Origin of the sequence: Actinorhabdospora filicis (genome assembly GCF_030269765.1) — a bacterium.
GTDB lineage: Bacteria > Actinomycetota > Actinomycetes > Mycobacteriales > Micromonosporaceae > Actinorhabdospora > Actinorhabdospora filicis.
In genome coordinates, this window is record NZ_BSTX01000005.1 from 94,133 (window position 1) to 111,967 (window position 17,835).

Annotated in this window: 19 protein-coding genes; 10 read left to right on the forward strand and 9 right to left on the reverse strand. The window is 71.9% G+C overall.

The window, feature by feature from the left end:
* Nucleotide 1 precedes the first annotated feature (1 nt).
* Entirely contained in the window at nucleotides 2–1,399 is a 1,398-nt protein-coding gene (locus tag QSK10_RS29530; RefSeq protein ID WP_285666599.1) for a type VII secretion protein EccB, read from the forward strand.
* Here QSK10_RS29530 and QSK10_RS29535 read toward each other — a convergent pair.
* Nucleotides 1,389–1,880: a pyridoxamine 5'-phosphate oxidase family protein gene (locus tag QSK10_RS29535; RefSeq protein WP_285666600.1), complete on the reverse strand. Its 492-nt coding sequence runs from the start codon at nucleotides 1,878–1,880 to the stop codon at nucleotides 1,389–1,391. The genes QSK10_RS29530 and QSK10_RS29535 overlap by 11 nt on opposite strands.
* A 112-nt stretch (nucleotides 1,881–1,992) precedes the next feature.
* A complete protein-coding gene (locus tag QSK10_RS29540; protein WP_285666601.1) occupies nucleotides 1,993–2,766 on the reverse strand; it encodes an SGNH/GDSL hydrolase family protein in 774 nt (257 codons plus the stop codon).
* Between the two features lie 180 nt (nucleotides 2,767–2,946).
* Between QSK10_RS29540 and QSK10_RS29545 the strand changes: the two genes are divergently transcribed.
* Nucleotides 2,947–3,540, forward strand: a complete 594-nt coding sequence (locus QSK10_RS29545) for a hypothetical protein (protein ID WP_285666602.1) — start codon at nucleotides 2,947–2,949, stop codon at nucleotides 3,538–3,540.
* Between the two features lie 162 nt (nucleotides 3,541–3,702).
* Here QSK10_RS29545 and QSK10_RS29550 read toward each other — a convergent pair whose 3' ends face one another.
* Nucleotides 3,703–4,134 (reverse strand): MarR family winged helix-turn-helix transcriptional regulator, encoded by a 432-nt coding sequence (locus QSK10_RS29550; RefSeq protein ID WP_285666603.1) that lies wholly within the window; start codon nucleotides 4,132–4,134, stop codon nucleotides 3,703–3,705.
* Between the two features lie 92 nt (nucleotides 4,135–4,226).
* On the opposite strand from QSK10_RS29550, the gene QSK10_RS29555 reads away from it, so the two are divergent.
* Nucleotides 4,227–4,610, forward strand: coding sequence for a DMT family transporter (locus QSK10_RS29555; protein ID WP_285666604.1), 384 nt, complete (start codon nucleotides 4,227–4,229; stop codon nucleotides 4,608–4,610).
* A 29-nt stretch (nucleotides 4,611–4,639) separates the two neighbouring features.
* The gene (locus QSK10_RS29560) at nucleotides 4,640–4,954 is read left to right on the forward strand and encodes a DMT family transporter (protein WP_285666606.1); all 315 of its coding nucleotides are present in this window, start codon (nucleotides 4,640–4,642) and stop codon (nucleotides 4,952–4,954) included.
* A gap of 12 nt (nucleotides 4,955–4,966) precedes the next feature.
* Here QSK10_RS29560 and QSK10_RS29565 read toward each other — a convergent pair whose 3' ends face one another.
* Nucleotides 4,967–6,496 (reverse strand): sensor histidine kinase, encoded by a 1,530-nt coding sequence (locus QSK10_RS29565; protein WP_285666608.1) that lies wholly within the window; start codon nucleotides 6,494–6,496, stop codon nucleotides 4,967–4,969.
* A 349-nt stretch (nucleotides 6,497–6,845) separates the two neighbouring features.
* Between QSK10_RS29565 and QSK10_RS29570 the strand changes: the two genes are divergently transcribed.
* Complete coding sequence (locus tag QSK10_RS29570; RefSeq protein WP_285666609.1) at nucleotides 6,846–7,286, forward strand: polymorphic toxin-type HINT domain-containing protein; 441 nt, start codon at nucleotides 6,846–6,848, stop codon at nucleotides 7,284–7,286.
* A 162-nt stretch (nucleotides 7,287–7,448) separates the two neighbouring features.
* On the opposite strand, the gene QSK10_RS29575 is transcribed toward QSK10_RS29570, so the two are convergent.
* Together QSK10_RS29575 and QSK10_RS29580 are read right to left on the reverse strand one after the other, a co-directional pair.
* Nucleotides 7,449–8,885, reverse strand: coding sequence for a nucleotidyl transferase AbiEii/AbiGii toxin family protein (locus tag QSK10_RS29575; protein WP_285666610.1), 1,437 nt, complete (start codon nucleotides 8,883–8,885; stop codon nucleotides 7,449–7,451).
* 27 nt (nucleotides 8,886–8,912) lie between these two features.
* A complete protein-coding gene (locus QSK10_RS29580; protein ID WP_285666611.1) occupies nucleotides 8,913–10,112 on the reverse strand; it encodes a DUF4253 domain-containing protein in 1,200 nt (399 codons plus the stop codon).
* A gap of 80 nt (nucleotides 10,113–10,192) precedes the next feature.
* Here QSK10_RS29580 and QSK10_RS29585 point away from each other — a divergent pair, with 80 nt between their 5' ends.
* Nucleotides 10,193–10,558 carry a VOC family protein gene (locus QSK10_RS29585; protein ID WP_285666613.1) on the forward strand — a complete coding sequence of 122 codons (366 nt, stop codon included), beginning with the start codon at nucleotides 10,193–10,195 and terminating at the stop codon, nucleotides 10,556–10,558.
* Here the strand turns inward: QSK10_RS29585 and QSK10_RS29590 are convergent.
* Nucleotides 10,540–10,665: a hypothetical protein gene (locus tag QSK10_RS29590; protein ID WP_285666617.1), complete on the reverse strand. Its 126-nt coding sequence runs from the start codon at nucleotides 10,663–10,665 to the stop codon at nucleotides 10,540–10,542. The genes QSK10_RS29585 and QSK10_RS29590 overlap by 19 nt on opposite strands.
* 144 nt (nucleotides 10,666–10,809) lie before the next feature.
* Here QSK10_RS29590 and QSK10_RS29595 point away from each other — a divergent pair, with 144 nt between their 5' ends.
* Nucleotides 10,810–11,463, forward strand: a complete 654-nt coding sequence (locus QSK10_RS29595; protein ID WP_285666619.1) for a class I SAM-dependent methyltransferase — start codon at nucleotides 10,810–10,812, stop codon at nucleotides 11,461–11,463.
* A gap of 1 nt (nucleotide 11,464) precedes the next feature.
* On the opposite strand, the gene QSK10_RS29600 is transcribed toward QSK10_RS29595, so the two are convergent.
* On the reverse strand, nucleotides 11,465–12,274 hold the full coding sequence (locus QSK10_RS29600) for an SAM-dependent methyltransferase (protein WP_285666622.1): 810 nt from the start codon (nucleotides 12,272–12,274) through the stop codon (nucleotides 11,465–11,467).
* Complete coding sequence (locus QSK10_RS29605) at nucleotides 12,271–12,552, reverse strand: hypothetical protein (protein WP_285666623.1); 282 nt, start codon at nucleotides 12,550–12,552, stop codon at nucleotides 12,271–12,273. Before QSK10_RS29605 ends, QSK10_RS29600 begins: the two co-directional genes overlap by 4 nt.
* Nucleotides 12,553–12,753: 201 nt before the next feature.
* Between QSK10_RS29605 and QSK10_RS29610 the strand changes: the two genes are divergently transcribed.
* The 3 genes from QSK10_RS29610 (at nucleotide 12,754) to QSK10_RS29620 (ending at nucleotide 17,770) form a co-directional block, all read left to right on the forward strand.
* The gene (locus tag QSK10_RS29610; protein WP_285666625.1) at nucleotides 12,754–13,155 is read left to right on the forward strand and encodes a hypothetical protein; all 402 of its coding nucleotides are present in this window, start codon (nucleotides 12,754–12,756) and stop codon (nucleotides 13,153–13,155) included.
* A gap of 1,489 nt (nucleotides 13,156–14,644) precedes the next feature.
* A complete protein-coding gene (locus tag QSK10_RS29615; protein WP_285666627.1) occupies nucleotides 14,645–17,032 on the forward strand; it encodes a phosphoketolase family protein in 2,388 nt (795 codons plus the stop codon).
* 120 nt (nucleotides 17,033–17,152) lie between these two features.
* On the forward strand, nucleotides 17,153–17,770 hold the full coding sequence (locus tag QSK10_RS29620) for a macro domain-containing protein (RefSeq protein ID WP_285666629.1): 618 nt from the start codon (nucleotides 17,153–17,155) through the stop codon (nucleotides 17,768–17,770).
* Nucleotides 17,771–17,835 lie beyond the last annotated feature (65 nt).

The following is a 17,835-nucleotide window of genomic DNA, read 5'->3' on the forward strand; positions in this document are numbered from 1 at the left end:
CATGCCCGACACCGCAGCCCGGATCGCGCTGGCCGCGATCGGCGATCCCGCGCAGGTTCTGACCGTCCTCGTGGGCGAGTCCAGCGTCGAAGTCCGCCTGCTGCCGCATTCGACGGTGGCGCTGCCGGAGGGCTGGCGGGAGCTGGAGCCGGACCGCTGGTGGACCGAAAGAGTTGATGACGGGACCGGCCCGCCCGCGCTGCGCCTGGGCCCGTCCGGCGAGGGCGAGGTCTACGTCCCCGAGGCCGCGTTGCCGGCGTGCCTGTCCATCACCGGCCACGCCGCCGAGGAGCTCACCAAGGAGCTGCGCGCCCGCCTGGACGATCCGGCCGCGCTGGTCATCGGCGATCCCGACGAGGCCGTGTGGCACTGGCGGCTGGGCGACGACGGCGTGCTGGACCTGGGCGTCCTCGGCGTGAGCGTGCGGACCGGCCACAAGCGCGCCGGGCTGGGCCGCTTCATGTCGCGCACCAAGCCCGTCCCGGTCGTGCCGGTGGAGGCGGAGTTCGAGCCGCCCGCCGAGCTGCCCGAGGAGCCCGCGAAGCCCGGCCGCTGGCGCACCGCCGTCCTGGCCTCGGTGATCGCCGTCGCCGTGGTGGCGGGCCTGTCGTGGTGGCTGACCCGGCCGTCCGACGCCGACCCGGTCAAGCCCGCCGCGGCCTCCGGGAGCTCCTCACCCGAAGGCGAGGCGCCCGGCACCGATCCCGGCGCCTCGGCCGCCCCGGGCGAGTCGCCGAAGCCGGGCCAGTCGCCGTCCCCGGGCACCTCGCCCGGCTCCAGCCCCAAGCCGCAGGACGGGAAGACGCCGGTGGAGTCGGGCAAGTACTACTCCTACTCCGGCAAGACCTACGTGACCTCCGGCGGCGCCCTGCGCCAGGTCGCCAACAAGGCCAGCCTGCTGCTGCTCACCGGCGGGCGCCCGCCCACGGCCGCGCCCCTCGACGACGCCGGTTACGCCGCGCTCCCGCACGGCGAGCCGATCGGCATCACCGGCGCGCCCGAGCCGCCGTCCCTGAACAACGGCACCGTCCTCTACTGGAAGCACGCCAAGAACGGCAAGTACTACCAGGCCCTGAACAACGCCGCCCATGTCACCGACCTGGCCACCCTCACCGGGATCGCCAAGAAGCTCGGCCGTTCCGAACCCAACATCGCCGTCCACACCGACGCCGAGATCATGGAGAAGGCGAACAACACCATCGACCGCACCCTCGCCTACCGCGTGGACGGCGGCAGCGTCGGCGGCCTGTTCCTCATCTCCGGCGGCAAGAAGTACCCCGTCGCCGACCTCGCCGCCGCCCAGGCCCTCGGCTACAACTCCGGCCAGATCACCTACCTGGCCGGATCCTGGCTGGACGCCTTCGGCACCGGCCCGCAGCTGCGCACGCTCAGCGCGTGAGGGTCCAGGCCGTCCCGTCGCCGAGGCCGGAGTCCGACCACGCCCGGGCCCGGCTCGGCCGCAGCCGCCGGACGCCGTCGCCCACCGGATCGGGCGCGAAGCGGCCGTACTTGGCGTCCCACGCGGCCACCACCAGACCGCCCAGGCGCTCGTCGAGGGTGAGGTCCTCGGCCCGGCCGGAGACGATGACGACGTCCTCGGCCGACTCCAGATGCACCGTCAGGCGCGGGTTCTCGTCGAGGTTCCGCGCCCACCGGGTGGTCGGCGGGCCGTCGAAGTAGAGCGCGCCCTCGACCCACACCCCCCACACCGGGGTCGCGTGCGGGACGCCGGACGCGCTCGCGGTGGACAGCCAGTAGTGCCGGGCCGCCGAGAGCCGTTCCTCGGCGTGCCGCCAGGGCAGCCGCTGCGCGGGATCGTCGGGGAAGCCGTAAGAGGCGGGCGCCAGCGGACGCTCGGGAACGGGATCAGAATCGAACATGGGTTCGATCCAAGCGGACCGAAACCCGCCGCGCAAGCATCAACGCCGCTTGCGCAGCCACATCCCCAGCATCCAGGCCGCCAGGATCATCAAGGTCAGGCAGCCGATGGCCTTAAGAAACACCGTCACTCCAGGGTCGAAGTTCGGGCCGCTTGGCCGCCACCTCGTCCCCGGACGATTCGCGCACCAGCCGCCGCTTGATCCAGGGTGCCAGGTGCACCTTCGCCCAGGCCGCGTCGGACCGCCGCGAGGCGAACCAGCCGGGCGGCGGGACCGGGTCCATCGGCTTGATCCACGACGGCTCGGGGTCGATGCCCAGGGCCTGCTGGACGAGCGCGGCCACCCGCTGATGACCGAGCTCCGACAGGTGCAGCCGGTCCACGCTCCACATGCGACGGTCGTGGAAGGCCGGGTCGGGCCACAGGTCCACCAGGATCGCGTCGTGCCGCTCGGCCACCCGCCGGATCGCGTCGTTCAGGATCCGCACCCGCGGGCCCAGGAACCGCCGCGCGGGCAGCGAATGCGTCACGTCGGCGGCGGTGATCAGCACGACCGTCGAGGACATCGCCGACAGCATCCGCACCACCTCGTGCAGCCGCGAGCCCAAGGTGTGCGGGTTGAAGTTCGGCCGCAGCGCGTCATTGCCGCCACCGGCGAAAGACACCAGCTCCGGCGCGGCCCGCAGCGCCACCGGCACCTGCTCGTCCACGATCTCGTCGAAGAGCTTCCCGCGCACCGCCAGGTTCGCGTACCGGAAGTCCGGATCGGCCGCCGCCATGCTTTCTGCGAGCAGGTCCGCCCAGCCGCGGTAAGTGCCGTCCGGCAAGGCGTCGTCCATGCCCTCGGTGAAGCTGTCACCGATCGCCAAGAAGCTCTTCCAACGCATCGACATCCTCCTCACCGCGCCACAGGACGGACCAGTCTTGCACTCGCCGAAACGGGCCGCCACGGGCTCGGCCCATGAGTGACGCGGGCTTCCTCGCCGGGGCCTGGCATCATGTGAACAAGACCTCACCCCTTACCCCGGAGGACGGCTATGTACGAGGGCTGGCCCGAAGAGGCCTCGGTGACCCATTTCCTCGGAAAACCGAAGCGGCCCACGCGCATCGCCGTCGCGGCGATCGCGTTCCTCGCGGCGGGAGTGCTGAACCTCGTCGTCGGCGGCATGCAGAAGGTCGCGGGCGAGGCGGGACCCGGTAACTTCCTGCTCAAGCCATTCGACAAGATGACCGCCACGCCCGGCCTCATCGTCGGCGGCGTGACCCTGGTCTGGCTGGGCGTCATGGCGTTCTTCGTGTTCAAGGGGACGCCGTGGTCGCTGAAGCCGGCCCGCTGGACGGCGCTGGCGGGCGTCGTCGCGTGCGGCCTCTTCGGCTCCCTGGCGCTGCCGGGCGTGACCACCGCGGTGAAGTCGGAGGGCCTGCTCGGCTTCTACTCCGGCCTGTCGCTGCTGGACACCGCCGCCTACGCCATCGCCGGGATCGCGCTCCTGGGCGCCTCGGCGCGCGACTTCTTCCGCAAGCCGGAGGACCGTCCGCACGCCCCGCAGGTGCCGCAGCAGGTCCGTCCCCAGGACGCCTCGCTGCCGTCGATGGAGCCGCCGCGCTACGACCCGCCGCCCTTCGAGCCGCCGCAGTTCAAGAACCTCAATGACAGGTGAGGACTAAAGACCCTCGCGGTACCACCCGGTAGCCCTGAGTCTGGGGGCAGCACCGGTGGTGGTCAGCCCGCATCATCGTGCGACGAACGGCCGGCGGTACTCCCACCGCCGGCCGCTGCCTTTCCGGCCGTCGGCCTCACCGCCGGCCGCTGTATTACCGGGTCACCCCACCGCGCGCAGCGCCTTCACCAGGCCGGCGTCCTCGGCGTCCAGCGCCTCGCCCAGCACCGATTCGTAGGTGCCGCGCGCGTCCTCATACCGCTTGCGCCCGGCCTCGGTGAGCACCGCGTAGACCCCCCGCCGGTCGTCGGCGCACAGGTCGCGGACGGTCAGCCCGGCGGTCTCCAGCCGCCCGGCCAGGCGCGTGACCGAGGACTGGTTGAGGCCCAGTCCGTCGGCCAGTTCCTGCATCCGCAGCTCCGACTTGGGGTTGGCGGCCAGGTCGCCGAGGGCCCGGTACTCCGACAGGCCCAGGCCGTGGCCGCGCTGGAGCGCGGTGGACAGCTTCTGCTCGACGCGGGCGTGCAGCGCGGTGACGCGGCGCCACAGGTGGTCGTCGCGGAACCCCTTGGCGCGGGGCGTGTCGTCCGTCATAGCAGCCTCCTCGGATCTCGGCTTGACGCCAGCTTACTTGTACGTACATACTTTCATCAACAAGTTGCATGTACATCTAAGGAGTCATCGTCATGGCATGGCTGTACCTGGGCATCGCGGCGATCTTCGAGGTCGTGTTCGCGCTGGCCACCGAGGCGACGCACGGCTTCACCCGGCTCGGTCCCTCGCTGCTGACCGCGGCCGCCGCGGCGGGCGGGATCTTCTTCCTGTCCCTGGCCCTCAAGACCCTCGACGTGGGCGTCGGCTACACGATCTGGACCGGCGTCGGCTCGGTCGGGACCGTCATCTTCGCCACGATCATCTTCGACGAGTCCCTGACCGCGTGGAAGGTCCTCGCCTTCGTCCTGATCATCGCCGGAGTCCTGGGACTGAAGCTGTCCGGACGCGCCAAGAAGACCGCCGCGCCCGTCACGGCCGAGGTCACCGAGAAGACCGCCGAACCCGTCACCGTCTGACCCCTTCCCACCCCCTCAGGAGCCCCCCAATGTCCTGGTTCTACCTCGCCATCGCCGTCGTCTTCGAGATCGCCTTCGCCCTGGGCACCAACGCCACCAAGGGATTCACCCGCCTGTGGCCCTCGGTGTTCACCCTCCTGGCCGCCGCCGGTGGCATCTTCACCCTCAGCCTGGCCCTCAAGGGGCTCGACGTCGGCGTCGGTTACACCATCTGGACCGGCATCGGCTCGATCGGCACCGTCCTGCTGGGCGCGCTGATCTACAAGGAGAAGCTGACCGGCGGCAAGATCGTGTCGTTCCTGGCGATCATCGGCGGAGTGATCCTCCTGCGGGTCGCCGCCTAGACCACGGTCCGCTCACAGGAGTGGGACCTGCCACGTCACCCGTGTCCCCCGCGGTTCGGCCGCCTCCACGCGGAACATGCCCCCCAGTTTGCGGGCGCGTTCGGCGAGGTTGAGCAGGCCGCCGCGGGGACGGGCGTGTCCGAGGCCCGAACCGTCATCGCGCACCACCAGCTCCACCGACTCGCCGTCGGCCACCACGGCGATCTCCACTTCGGACGCCCGGGCGTGCCTGGTCACATTGGACAGCAGCTCCCGCAGCGCCGCCAGCAGCTCCGGCCGGACCGTCGCCGGCACCGCCGCGTCCACCGGCCCGGCCAGCGTCACCGTCGGCCGGAAGCCCAGCCCGTCGCAGGCGGCCTCGACGGCGGTGTGGACGCCCAGCCGCAGATCCCCGAAACCGCCGCCGTGCAGGGCGTAGATGCTGGCGCGGATGTCGCGGATGGTGGCGTCCAGGCTGTCCACCGCCGAGTTGACCCGGTCGACGACGGCGATGTCACGCGTCAGGTGCACCACGTTCTGCAGGTGCAGGCCGGTGGCGAACAACCGCTGGATCACCACGTCGTGCAGGTCACGGGCGATGCGGTCGCGGTCTTCCAGGACGGCCAGCTGCGCCCGGTCCTGCTGCGCCCGCGCGCGGTCCAGCGCCAGCGCCGCCTGCCCCGCGAAGGCCTCCAGGAGGCCGATCTCGGCCGAGGAGTAGGTCGCGTCGGTGATCACGATGAGCGCGCCGTAGGCGGTCTCGCTGGTGGACAACGGGACCAGCAGCGCCGGTCCCGACTCGAAGGGCGTCGGCCACGCGCACACGGTGGCCAGATCCGCGACCTGGGCGGGCATGCGGCGGGTGATGACCATGCCCAGGGCGTCCTCGGTGAGCGGGACGCGGTCCCCGACGATCGGCAGCTCGCCCGATCCGGTGTCGGCGACCTCGACCACGACCTGGCTCATGTCGTCCGGATCGCGCACCACCACCAGCGCCAGGGCCGCGCGGCTCGTCTCCCGGGCGCGCTGGGCGACCAGCCGCAGCGCCGCGCGCCGGTCCACCGCGCCCAGCAGCAGGTCGGTGATCTCGGCGGCGGCCTCCAGCCAGCACAGCCGGCGGCGGCTGATGTCGTAGAGCCGGGCGTTCTCGATGGCGATCCCGGCGGCGGTGGCGAGGGTGCCGACGACCCGCACGTCGTCCTCGCTGAAGTCGGTGTCATTGGCCAGCCTCAGCGTGCCGAACGCGCGCTCCCGGACACTGACGGGCACCTCCAGCCGCCCACCGGTGCCCCTGCCGCCGCGCCCGGTGTCCTGGCCGCAGGTGTGCACCGCCGCGACCGTCCCGTCCGGCCCGTCGACGGTGAGACTGCCGAAACCGGCGTCCACGAGCTTGCAGGCGGAGGTGACGATGCGGTCGAGCATCGCGGGGAGTTCGAGGTCGGCGCCGACGGCGACCACGGCGTCCAGGAGACCCGAGAGCCGCTCTCTGCCGTAGGTGACCTCACGGACGCGCCGCAGTAACTCCTCCAGCAGCACGTCGAGGGAAAGCGCAGCCGCGTCCACGGTCTCGATGTTACGGAGAATGAAGGCCTTGTGCCACCTGCGTGATCGGGAGGATACTCTCCGGGCTTGGTCCACTCAAGACATTCGGGCCGGGGGGACCGGACGAAAGTACCTCCCGGCTGCACTGTTAACAGGGGATGCTTTTGAGCAGAGACAAGGCAAGAGTCTCCGCGATCTTTGCCCACTCGCACGCCCTCGGCCGAGGGCGTTCCGTGCCCGTCTATGGCGTGGACGCGGAGGTGTGGTCCCTCTACCGTGCCGGGGTAGAGGGGCCACACCGCTTTCTGGGTCCTTTCTATCGCACCTCCCTGGTTTTCGCGCCGGAACGCCCGTCCGCCAGAGTGCGGGTATGTGCTTCACCCTCTCCACGACCGTGCAGACCCCCTCGGGCACGGCACCCCTGCGGGCCCTCGCCGTCGGCGACACCGTCATCGGCTACGACCCCTGGCGCGGAACGCACGGACCGCAGGCGGTGCGCACGGTCGTGGACCGGACGGTGACCCGGCTGGTCACGCTGGAACTGGCCGGGCGCACGGTGTCCGTCTCACTGGAGCACCCCTTCTGGACGGTCTCCGACGGCTTCGTGGCCGCCCGCTGGCTCGCCGCCGGATCGGTGCTGCTCACCTCCGACGGCGAGGCCGTCGCGGTGACCTCGGCGGTGGCCTCCCGCGGGCGATTTCGCGTCCGGAACCTCACCGTGGCCGGGACCGCGACCTTTTTCGCGGGCGTACCGGGGGTTTTGGTACACAACACACCGTTTTTCGGGGGAACATCGGGGGATGGGGGATGACGTTGTTTGCCCGGCCTGCGGCGGGCACATGGAGAAGGCCGGTGCGGTGCACCGGAAACCGCAGCGGGTGAAGAGCCCGATGGGGGAACGCGTCGTGCAGGGACCGCTGGTGCAGACCTGGGTCTGCTCCTGCGGGGAGAGGGAAGACCGCGTGGTGGGAGGCTAGGCCAGCGCCCGCGCCAGCCGCCGCAGCCAGCCGTCCAGTTCACCCGGCACCGACGGATCCTCGTCGCGCAGGTTCGGCCAGTCCGGCATGAGCCCCAGGACCGACACCGGCGTCCACGCGTCGGCGCGCTCGCCGAGCTCCGGACGCAGCAGGTCGCGCACGAGCCCGTGGTCCACGGTGGTGTGCTCGGCCAGGAGAACCGCGTCGTAGAGGTCCTTGCCCTGCGGCCACATGTCGGTGTGCAGCCACTGGAGTTTCCAGGCCAGCGAGAGTTCGGCCGTCGCCGCCCAGAGGGTCTCGCCGTCCACGGTGAGGGGTTCGGGCGGGATGGGGAGGTTCTCGCCGAAGACCACGTCGACCTGGACGCGCGATTCCGGCAGCCCCTCCGCGCGAACCGGGAAGACCACGCGCCTTCCCTCGGCGCGTTCGTAGGTCCAGATGTCCTCCATCGGCGCGTGGGAGCCGTCCAGGCCGGGACCGGGGTTCGCGCGGACGGCCTCGCGCAGCGCGTCCAGCAGCTCGGGTCCGGCCTCGCGGGACGCGGGCATCACCACGAAGTCGAGGTCGCCGGGTTCGCGCGCCGTTTCGGGGAACCAGGCGCGCATGGCGGCGCTGCCGCGCAGGACCAGGGAGTCCGCCAGGTCGCTCGTGGCCACCAGGCCCAGGACGTGGGCCAGCGCGGCCCGGCGGTGGGCGCGCCATCGTCCGGCGAGGTCCGGGTCGGTGAAGCCGGGTTCGCCGTGGCGGTAAGCCTCCGGGAACTGCTTGAGGGCGGGGTCGAAGACCGCCCGGTGCTCCACCCCGGGGATGGGCAGGTAGGTGGCGGGGACACCGGGAGTGCCGGCGGCGACGCTCGTGGCCGGAATGCGGGGACGGTCGCCGGTGGGCACGTGCCAGCGCAGGTGGGTGCCGATCAGCGACTGCGGGCGGCTGACGTGCCAGGCGCGGGCGTCGAGGACGTCGTGGGCGCCCAGATCGGCGAGCAGCGCGGTGAACCGGCGGTGGGATTCGGCGCGGCCGATGCGGGTGTGGCGGGCGACGACCACGCGTCCGGCGACGCCGTCCTCGCGCCAGAGGCGGGCGTCGTGGCGCGCGGCGATGTCGGTGAGGTCGAGGATGGTCGCGACGCTCTCGTCGGGCAGGGCCACGGCGAGGCGGTGCTCCCAGTCGCCGGGGCCGTCGCCGGTGGACGTGGTGAACAGGCGGCTGCTCACACCGCCGTAGGTGATGGGGGACAGCGCGGCCGCCAGCTCTCCGAGGCGCGCGGAGGCGTCGGCGAGGCCGCCGGTCATCGTCTCGCGGACGACCAGGTGCTCGGCGCGGAAGGCGCGGTCGAGCTCGATGTGGACGGCGGTGAGCCCGCGTTCGGCGGCGAAGGCGCGGGTCTCGCCGTGCCAGGAGTCGACGGCGAGTTCGAGGAGGTGTTCGGGCACCTCCCCAAAGCTACCCACCCGTCTACCTCAGTCGTTCCACCTGAAGTACCAGGCCTTGCTCTTCACCATGTGCTGCGCCAGGTCGTCCAATGTGGGCACGCCCGCCGCGAGCAGGTCGGGGCAGTACGCGTAGACCTCACCGGCCAGCGCGAGGGCCTCCTGCGGGTCGGTGGGCGGTTCGGCGACGTAGAGCTCCAGCACGTCCCAGGACATGGCGACGACCTCGACGTCCACGTACTCGTCCCAGCGGCGGAGGATCGCGGCGTGTTCGGCGCCGAAGATCTCCCAGTTGGTCGAGCCGGCCCAGGGCAGCAGCGCCGGGACCTGCCAGCCGTGTTCGGCCTGGACGAGGCCGAGGAGACCGGGGGCCTTGGCGACGGTGAAGACGGAGTCGCCGCGCGTCGGGAGGGTCGCCACGCCGCGGGGTGGTTCGCCGGCCTCGGCGGCCTTGGTGCGGAGGAGTTCCTCCACGTCGATCTCGGCGAGGCGGGCGAGTTCGTCATCGCCTTCGTGGAGGACGCTCTCGGCGTCGTCGAGCCAGCCTTCGGCTGCGCCGAGGAGGACGGGCAGCCAGCCGGTGCGGTCGTGGACGCGGCGGATCTCCAGCCACCAGCCCAGGGCCTCGGTGTCGGACACGGGGAACGCCCAGAGGCGGGCGTCGCCGCGGGTGGTGACGAGGTGCATCGGGGGGACGGCGACACCGGCGGCGCGGAGGGCCGCGCGGGGTGAGCCGGAGGTGTCGGCGGGCAGGACCTCCGGAGGAGGGGCGGGGGTCTCGTCCGGCTCGGGTTCGGGCGCGGCGGGCTTCTCGATGCCGAGGAGCTCGCGGCGGGGACGCGAGGGGGTGAACAGGTCGGGGAACTCGGGGACGACGGGCGCTTCGGGGGCGGGCGTCTCGTCGGCGGGCTCGTCCTCGTCCACGGTCGTGCCGCGGAAGGGCAGGACGGTGGCGAGGGGGACGTCTTCCTCGTCGCCCTCGGGTGGTGCGGTCAGGAGCACGGGCTCCTCCTCCGCTTCCTCTTCGATCGGTTCGCGGGGCTCGTCGACGGGTTCGGCCGGTGGTGGTTCGTCGGCGGGCTCGGGCAGTGGAGCGGCGTCGCCGAGGACGCCGCCGTCGGGGGCGGGGCGGGCGGTGGCGTCGTCCGCGGCGATCGGAGCGGTGTCCTCCGCCGCGGCGGGTTTGTCACCGTCCTCTTGTCGCCCGAAGAGCCTCTGTAGGAGTCCCACAATGTCGAATCTTGCCCGCTGGGTGTGACGGGACGCAACATGGGCCTCCGAATTGGACACCGTCGTGCGAGTCTGGGGCCATGCACATCGGATCCGTCGTGATCGGCGCGCAGGACGTGTCCCGGGCGACGGCCTTCTGGGCCGCCGCGCTCGATTATGTTCCCAGGGACGAACCGGACGAGACGTGGGCGGTCCTCAAGCCGCGTGCGGGCGAGGGGCATCAGCTGGCCATCGGGCTCAGCGACACGCCCGTGCAGGCGTACCCGCGCGTCCACCTCGACATCTACTCCGAGACGCCGCAAGAGGACATCGCGCGGCTGCTGGAGCTCGGCGCGTCCACGGTGGACTGGGGCAAGTACCCACCCGACCCCGACTTCACCGTCCTGGCCGACACCGAGGGCAACCGGTTCTGCGTGATCGACGTGCTTCACGGGACGACCGAGTAGACCGACTCCGGGTGGGTTCGCGTGACGAGGACGCCTGTGACGAGCCCGGCGAGCAGTCCACCGGCGAGCGCGATGACGGCCAGCCGGAGCACGCGTTTCCAGGTCATGTGGCACTCCCTTCGTTAACGGCTCTTCGTGTCGGTGGCTGCTTCACGTTCACCGCCGACAAAGTATACGAAACCGGCCATGATCACCGGAAACCGCGAAGTTGACCTTGGCGGGCATGAACCGGGCGCGGGTAGCGTCGCGCCATGACGAGCGCGCTTTACGACGACGTGGCGGATTGGTACGAGACGGAGTTCCTCGCCGGACCCGATCTCATCGGTGTGAACGACCAGCTCGGGCGCCTGCTCGGACCGGGTGAGGGGCCGTGCCTGGAGATCGGCTGCGGGACGGGCGCCCGCGCGGCGGTCACGCGCGGCCTGGGCTGGACGCCGGTCGGCGTGGACCTCTCGGCGGGCATGCTGCGGTACACGCCCGGACGCCTCCCGGCGGCGCGCGGCGACGCCACGCGCCTGCCCTTCGCGTCCGGGAGCCTGCCCGCCGCCGTGGCGGTCATGATCCACACCGATGTGCCGGACTACCCGGCCGTCCTGCGCGAGGCGTCCCGCGTCCTGCGCCCCGGTGGCGTGTTCGTGCACGTGGGCGTGCACCCGTGCTTCTGCGGCGCCTTCGCCGACCGGAAGGACCCCGCCGCGGTGGTGATCGAGCCCGGTTACCTCGACGGGGCGTGGACGAAGAAGTCGTGGACGAGCGAGGGCGTCCGCGACAAGGTCGGCGCCACGCACCTGACGATGCCGGGGCTGCTGCGCGCGTTCGTGGCGGCAGGGCTGACGGTGGAGGAGTTCTCCGAGGGCGGCGAGCCCACTCCGGCGACCTTCGCCGTGCGGGCGCGCAAGAGGTAGGTCAGGCCGCGCGCAGGACGTAGACGACCTGGGACAGCCTCCCCAGGAGCTGGAGGACGTCCCAGTGCAGGTTGGCCTCGACGTGGCGGTAGACGTCCTCGCCGTGCTCGGCCGCGATCGCCTCCCGCCGCCTGCGCAGCCGGGCCAGGCGCAGCAGCGCGGTCGAGGCGGGACGGTGCCGCTCCTCGGCGTGCTCACGCCACTCCGAGCCGATCTCGTCCCGTTCGGCGACGGCGAGGCCGGAGGCGGTGAACCCGGCGGTCAGGGTGTCCTCGGACAGGTTGGCCGGCACCACCCCCATGTGCCGGGCGAGCATGGCCGCGTCGTCCGGGCGCAGCAGGGCGGTGGTGACGGTGGTGTGGACGATGAGGTGCCCACCGGGCCGCAGCGCCCGGGCCAGCCCGCGCAGCGCCGGGACGAGCGGGTCCACCTGCGGGAGCACGTCGCGGCACCAGATCAGGTCCACGCTGCCGTCGGGCTGCCCGGTGGCGTCCATCGTGGTGTGCCGGATGTCGATCCGCTCCGCCAGCCCCGCGTCCCGCACGGCGGCGCGGGCCCACTCGGCGTGCACGGCGACCGGCTCGACGCCGACGCCGGTCGCGCCGTGTTCGGTGACCAGCCGGATGAGGTGCCCGGCGTCGCGGCAGCCGGCGTCCATGATCACCGCCCCGGGATGCAGGTACCGGCCCGCCAGCTCGAACAGCCAGTCCGGGCCGCGCGGGCCGAGGGAGCGGTCGAGCTCCTCGTAGACCCGCCACGTCACGTCGCTGTACACGCGGGTGAGCGCGCCGATGTTCCGCGCGCCGCTCACGCCCGGTCCTCGCGGTAGCGGCGCGACTGGTGCACGTCGGCGTCCAGGCCGTAGACCCGGCGCAGATCGGCGATGGCGGCCAGCGCCCGCTTGCCGTGCGGACTGGCCGAGGCCTCGCCCTCCTGGCCGGGGACCGGCTCGAAGGAGTGCAGGACGATCTTCTCCAGCAGCTGGCCGAGCCCGATCTCCTCGAACTCGGCGAGGCCCTTGAGCACCTTGACCAGGCGTTTCTCCATCCGGACGCCCAGTTGCACGCGCTCGATCTCGATGTCGTCCACGACCGTCTCCTCAGGGGTTCTTGGGACCTTGGTCCCAAGGTAACGGCGGAATCGGCGGATGGTCCAGCCGATTTCGGCGTGCCCTCCCGTGGCGGTTCCGTGTCAGACGCGGTGTCAGCGCGACGACCGTCCCGTGTCAGCAGCGCCTCCGATAGTTGCCGCATACCAACGAACGGCAACACCTTCCAAGGAGCGAACGACATGAGCATCAACCTCACCGCCCAGGACAAGACCACCGTCCAGACCGCCGCCTACGGCGCCATCGACCTCCTCGCCGCCGCGAGCATCGGATCCGGCCCCGGCAAGATCGCCGCCGACGGCTACCTGGCCCTCTTCTCCACCACCGGCCCCATCGGCCACGTGCTCGCCGAGAAGCGCCGCGCCGCCAAGCCCGAGGGCAAGTCCGTCGCCGCCTACGCCGAGCAGGTCCTCCCCGCCCTGACCGGAGCCGTGCGCCTGCTCAAGGCCCAGGACCCCACCCAGGCCGCCGAATTCCGCGCCATCCTGCGGACCGCCATCGACGCGGCCACCGCCGGCCGGGTGACCGCGCCGCTGGAGTCGATGATCGGCAAGATCAACGCGGCCCTGGACGCGGGAGAGTAAGGCCTCCCGCGACCGGGTGATCGAGTGAGCGACCACGCCCCCGTGCCGAACGGCACGGGGGCGAAACACGTTCGCGGGCCCCGGCCGCACCCTCACTGTGCGGTGAGCACCTGCCCACGGCGCTCGCCGAGGCGGCGCGAGCGCGGGAGCTGCCCGTGTCGCCCGGTGTTGGCGGCCCGGGCCGCGAGGTGGGCTTTACGTCGCACATGCGTGGGCGCTCCGGATCGCCGAGCGCATCGATGGCCCCAAGGTCGAGCGGCGATCCCGAGGTGGTGCGGTGGGCGGCGTGCCGACCCACAACCCCGCCTCGCCGCCGGATCCCTGCCGCATCATGTGCGCCAACGGTCCCGGCCGGTGCGGGCGGCGATGGGATGGTCGCCGGACGATTGCCGTTCGCGTGCGCGCTGTTGCTCGCGCTGGCGGGGCCGGGTCCGTGCCACACCCACTTCGGGGTTCTCCCAGGGCGTCACGGGCATGAGCCGAGCGCTGAACATGGCCTGAGGCCCGAGCGCGCCGTCCCCGACTCATCTCACGTTCCTCACCGGCGTCGCTCGCAAGTACCGCGAGCTGAGCGCGGCACGTACACCCCGCATCGTGAGCCGGTTCGCCTCGCGCGTGCTGTCCCTGCGGCCGAGCGGGCCGTGGCAGGCCTGCGGGAGTGAGAGGCCGGAGGCACGACGAGACCACGCACCGATGGCGGTCACCGCTCGCCGCTTCTCGGGTCGCCCGGCGGCAGGTCATGCGCGCTTCGCCCGGCTCACCCGCCGCTGCTCGTCTGCCCACACGTGCCCACGCTCCAGCGACCTGCCCATGCCATCGTGGCCCCTCGGCCGTATCCCCGCCGATCGGCGGCGAGTTGTGCCTGCCCGCCTGCCCGCCTGCCCGCCTGCCCGCCTGCCCGCCTGCCCGCCTGCCCGCCTGCCCGCCTGCCCGCCTGCCCGCCTGCCCGCACCCACTTCGCCCGCCCCGCCGTCGGCCATATCGCCGCCACCCGGCGGCAAGTTGTGCCCGCCACCGCCACCGCCACCGCCACCGCCACCGCCACCGCCACCGCCAGTCCCACCGTCAGTCCCACGCGCTCCGCCCGTGCCGCTGTGATCCGTCTTGTCGGCCGTATCGCGGTCGTCCGGCGGCGAGTTGTGCCCGCCACCCGCGCCACCCGCGCCACCCGCGCCACCCGCGCCACCCGCGCCACCCGCCAGCCCGCCACCCCGCACCCCACCTCCTCAGCCGGGGCCGTGGTCCGTCGGCCGCATGTCTCCGCTCGGCGGCGAACCGTGCCCGCCTGCCCGGCCCCCCGCCCAGCCCGCCCCTGTGCCCGCCGGGCCGCGCTGGCGGGCCGATCAGAGGGCGGGGCCGTCGGGGCGTCCGTCGGGCTGGCCGTCGGGTCGATCTCCGGGCCGGTTCCCGAGTTCGGGCGAAAAGCTCTCAAACTCGCCCGCCCTGGGTAAGAGTGACGGCATATGGCCGCACGAAGGGACCCGTCCGCATGACCACGACCGACGCGTCGCGCTCCGCCACGCCGCTGACCGCCGATGAGCTCGCGCGGGTCGACGCGTTGTGGCGCGCGGCGAACTACCTGACGGTGGGGCAGATCTACCTGCTCGACAATCCGTTGCTGCACGAGCCGTTGCGGCCGGAGCACATCAAGCCGCGGCTGCTCGGGCACTGGGGGACGAGCCCGGGCCTGAGCCTGCTCTACGCGCACATGAACCGGGTGATCCAGGCGCGGGACCTGAACGCGATCTATGTGACCGGGCCGGGGCACGGTGGGCCAGCGATCGTGGCGAACACGTGGCTGGAGGGCACCTACACCGAGCGGTATCCGGCGATCACCCGCGACACCGAGGGCATGCGGAAGCTGTTCCGGCAGTTCTCGTTCCCGGGCGGGATCCCCAGCCACGTGGCGCCGGAGGTGCCGGGCTCGATCAACGAGGGCGGCGAGCTGGGCTACTCCCTCATGCACGCCTACGGGGCCGTCTACGACAACCCGGACCTGCTGGCGCTGTGCGTGGTCGGCGACGGTGAGGCCGAGACCGGGCCGCTGGCCGCGTCCTGGCTGTCGAACACACTGCTGAACCCGGCGCGGGACGGGGCGGTGCTGCCGGTCCTGCACCTGAACGGGTACAAGATCGCCAACCCGACGCTGCTGGCGCGGATCCCCGAGCAGGACCTGATGTCGCTCATGCGCGGCTACGGCTACGAGCCGCACCTGGTGCGCGCCGAGATCGGCGAGGACCACGCCACGGTGCACCAGCGGTTGGCGACGGTCCTGGACCTGTGCCTGGACCACATCTCGGTCATCCAGCACCACGCGCGGACGACGCCGACGGTGACCCGGCCGCGCTGGCCGATGATCATCCTGCGCACCCCGAAGGGCTGGACCGGCCCGAACACCGTCGACGGGATTCAGGTCGAGGGCACCTTCCGCGCCCACCAGGTCCCGCTCTCGGGCGTGCGGACGAACCCCGCGCACCTGGCGCAACTGGAGGCGTGGCTGCGCTCCTACCGTCCCGAGCAGCTCTTCGACGCCTCGGGCGCTCCCGTCGAACGCGTCGGCACGGCCGTGCCCGCGGGCCATCGCCGGATGAGCGACAACCCGCACGCGAACGGCGGCGTGCTGCTGCGCCCGCTGGTGCTGCCCGACTACCGCAAGTTCGGCGTGGCCGCGCCCGCGCCCGGTGGGACCTCGGCGGAGTCCACCAAGGTCCTCGGCGAATGGCTGCGCGAGGTCATGCGGGCCAACACCGACCGCTTCCGCCTCTTCGGGCCCGACGAGGTGGCCTCCAACCGCCTCGGCGCGGTCTTCGAGGTCACCGACCGCGCCTTCGTCGCCGAGATCGTCCCCGGAGACGATCACCTCGCGCCCGACGGCCGGGTGATGGAGGTCCTGAGCGAGCACCTGTGCCAGGGCTGGCTGGAGGGCTATCTCCTGACCGGCCGGCACGGGCTGTTCACCAGCTACGAGGCGTTCATCCACATCGTGGACTCGATGTTCAACCAGCACGCCAAGTGGCTCAAGTCCACCCTGGACATCCCGTGGCGGCGCCCGATCGCGTCGCTGAACTACCTCCTGTCATCGCACGTGTGGCGCCAGGACCACAATGGCTTCTCCCATCAAGACCCCGGCTTCATCGACCACGTGGTCAACAAGAAGGCCGAGGTCATCCGCGTCTACCTGCCACCGGACGCCAACACCCTCCTGTCGACCATGGACCACTGCCTGGCCTCACGCCACTACGTGAACGTGGTGGTCGCCGGCAAGCAGCCGCAGCCGGTGTGGCTGGACATGGACGAGGCCATGGCCCACTGCCGCCGGGGCATCGGCATCTGGGAGTGGGCCGGCAACGACGAGGGCGAGCCCGACGTCGTGATGGCCTGCGCGGGTGACGTCCCCACCCTGGAGACGATGGCCGCGGTGGACCTGCTGCGGCAGAACCTCCCTTCGCTGCGCGTGCGGGTGGTCAATGTCGTGGACCTGATGCGCCTTCAGGACGAGAAGGAGCATCCGCATGGGATGCCGGATGCGCAGTTCGACGCGCTGTTCACCACCGACAAGCCGGTGGTCTTCGCCTACCACGGCTACCCGTGGCTGATCCACCGGCTGACCTACCGCCGGACCAACCACGACAACATCCACGTGCGTGGTTACAAGGAGGAGGGCACCACGACCACGCCCTTCGACATGGTCATGCTCAATGACCTCGACCGGTTCCATCTGGTCATGGACGTCATCGACCGCGTACCGGGCCTGGCCGTCAGGGAAGCCGCGCTACGGCAACGCATGTACGACGCCCGCCAGAGGGCGAGGCAGTACACGAGGGAGTACGGCGAGGACGCACCCGAGATCCGGGACTGGGTGTGGCCTGCGCGGTGATCGGCCCTCACCTCGGATAACGAACGGATGTGCGAAAGGGTTACGGGGCGGCCTTCGGGCCGCCCCGCGGCGCTTCCGGCGATGAGACGGCGGCGCGGGACGGGGAGGTACGGTCGTCCGATGTCCCGTGCCCAGACCCGCCCCGATGTCATCCTCGTCGCCGTCGACGACCGCACCGCCGAAGCCTGGACCCGGGCCGCGGCCGGGATCGAGCGGGTCACCGTCCACAAGGGCTCGATCCTGGACGTCGACTGCGACGCCGTGGTCTCTCCGGCCAACGGCTTCGGGTTCATGGACGGCGGCCTCGATCAGCTCTACACTGTCCACTTCGGCCAGCTCGTGCAGGACCGGGTGCGCGAGCGGATCCTCCACGACCACGACGGCGAGCTCCTGGTCGGCGACGCCCTCACCGTCGCGACCGGCGACGAGCGGCAGCCGTGGCTCATCGCCGCGCCGACCATGCGCGTCCCGATGTTCCTCGGGCCCGAGACGGTCAACCCCTACCTCGCGATGCGCGCGGTCCTCCGCGAGGCCCGCCGCCACCCCGGCATCGCCAGCGTCGCGGTCCCCGGCCTGGGCACCGGCACCGGCCGCGTCCCCGTGACGGTGTGCGCGCGGCAGATGCGGGCGGCGCTGCTGCGCGCCGACCGGCCAGTGGTGCTCCCGGCGTCCTGGGCGGAGGCCACCGAGGACCACCGGCTCCTCTACACCGACGGCCCCGGCCGGTTGCAGTACTGAGGATGTCCGCGACCAATATGTGACGCGCCACTGGATGGTTTTAGTCGCAACGAGATGGCACCCTT

Excerpts from the sequence above, each read along its gene's own strand:
- QSK10_RS29530 (WP_285666599.1), top strand. The coding sequence starts at position 2 with ATGCCCGACACCGCAGCCCGGATCGCGCTGGCCGCGATCGGCGATCCC.
- QSK10_RS29535 (WP_285666600.1), bottom strand. The coding sequence starts at position 1,880 with ATGTTCGATTCTGATCCCGTTCCCGAGCGTCCGCTGGCGCCCGCCTCT.
- QSK10_RS29540 (WP_285666601.1), bottom strand. The coding sequence starts at position 2,766 with ATGCGTTGGAAGAGCTTCTTGGCGATCGGTGACAGCTTCACCGAGGGC.
- QSK10_RS29550 (WP_285666603.1), bottom strand. The coding sequence starts at position 4,134 with ATGACGGACGACACGCCCCGCGCCAAGGGGTTCCGCGACGACCACCTG.
- QSK10_RS29555 (WP_285666604.1), top strand. The coding sequence starts at position 4,227 with ATGGCATGGCTGTACCTGGGCATCGCGGCGATCTTCGAGGTCGTGTTC.
- QSK10_RS29560 (WP_285666606.1), top strand. The coding sequence starts at position 4,640 with ATGTCCTGGTTCTACCTCGCCATCGCCGTCGTCTTCGAGATCGCCTTC.
- QSK10_RS29570 (WP_285666609.1), top strand. The coding sequence starts at position 6,846 with ATGTGCTTCACCCTCTCCACGACCGTGCAGACCCCCTCGGGCACGGCA.
- QSK10_RS29585 (WP_285666613.1), top strand. The coding sequence starts at position 10,193 with ATGCACATCGGATCCGTCGTGATCGGCGCGCAGGACGTGTCCCGGGCG.
- QSK10_RS29590 (WP_285666617.1), bottom strand. The coding sequence starts at position 10,665 with ATGACCTGGAAACGCGTGCTCCGGCTGGCCGTCATCGCGCTCGCCGGT.
- QSK10_RS29595 (WP_285666619.1), top strand. The coding sequence starts at position 10,810 with ATGACGAGCGCGCTTTACGACGACGTGGCGGATTGGTACGAGACGGAG.
- QSK10_RS29610 (WP_285666625.1), top strand. The coding sequence starts at position 12,754 with ATGAGCATCAACCTCACCGCCCAGGACAAGACCACCGTCCAGACCGCC.
- QSK10_RS29615 (WP_285666627.1), top strand. The coding sequence starts at position 14,645 with ATGACCACGACCGACGCGTCGCGCTCCGCCACGCCGCTGACCGCCGAT.
- QSK10_RS29620 (WP_285666629.1), top strand. The coding sequence starts at position 17,153 with ATGTCCCGTGCCCAGACCCGCCCCGATGTCATCCTCGTCGCCGTCGAC.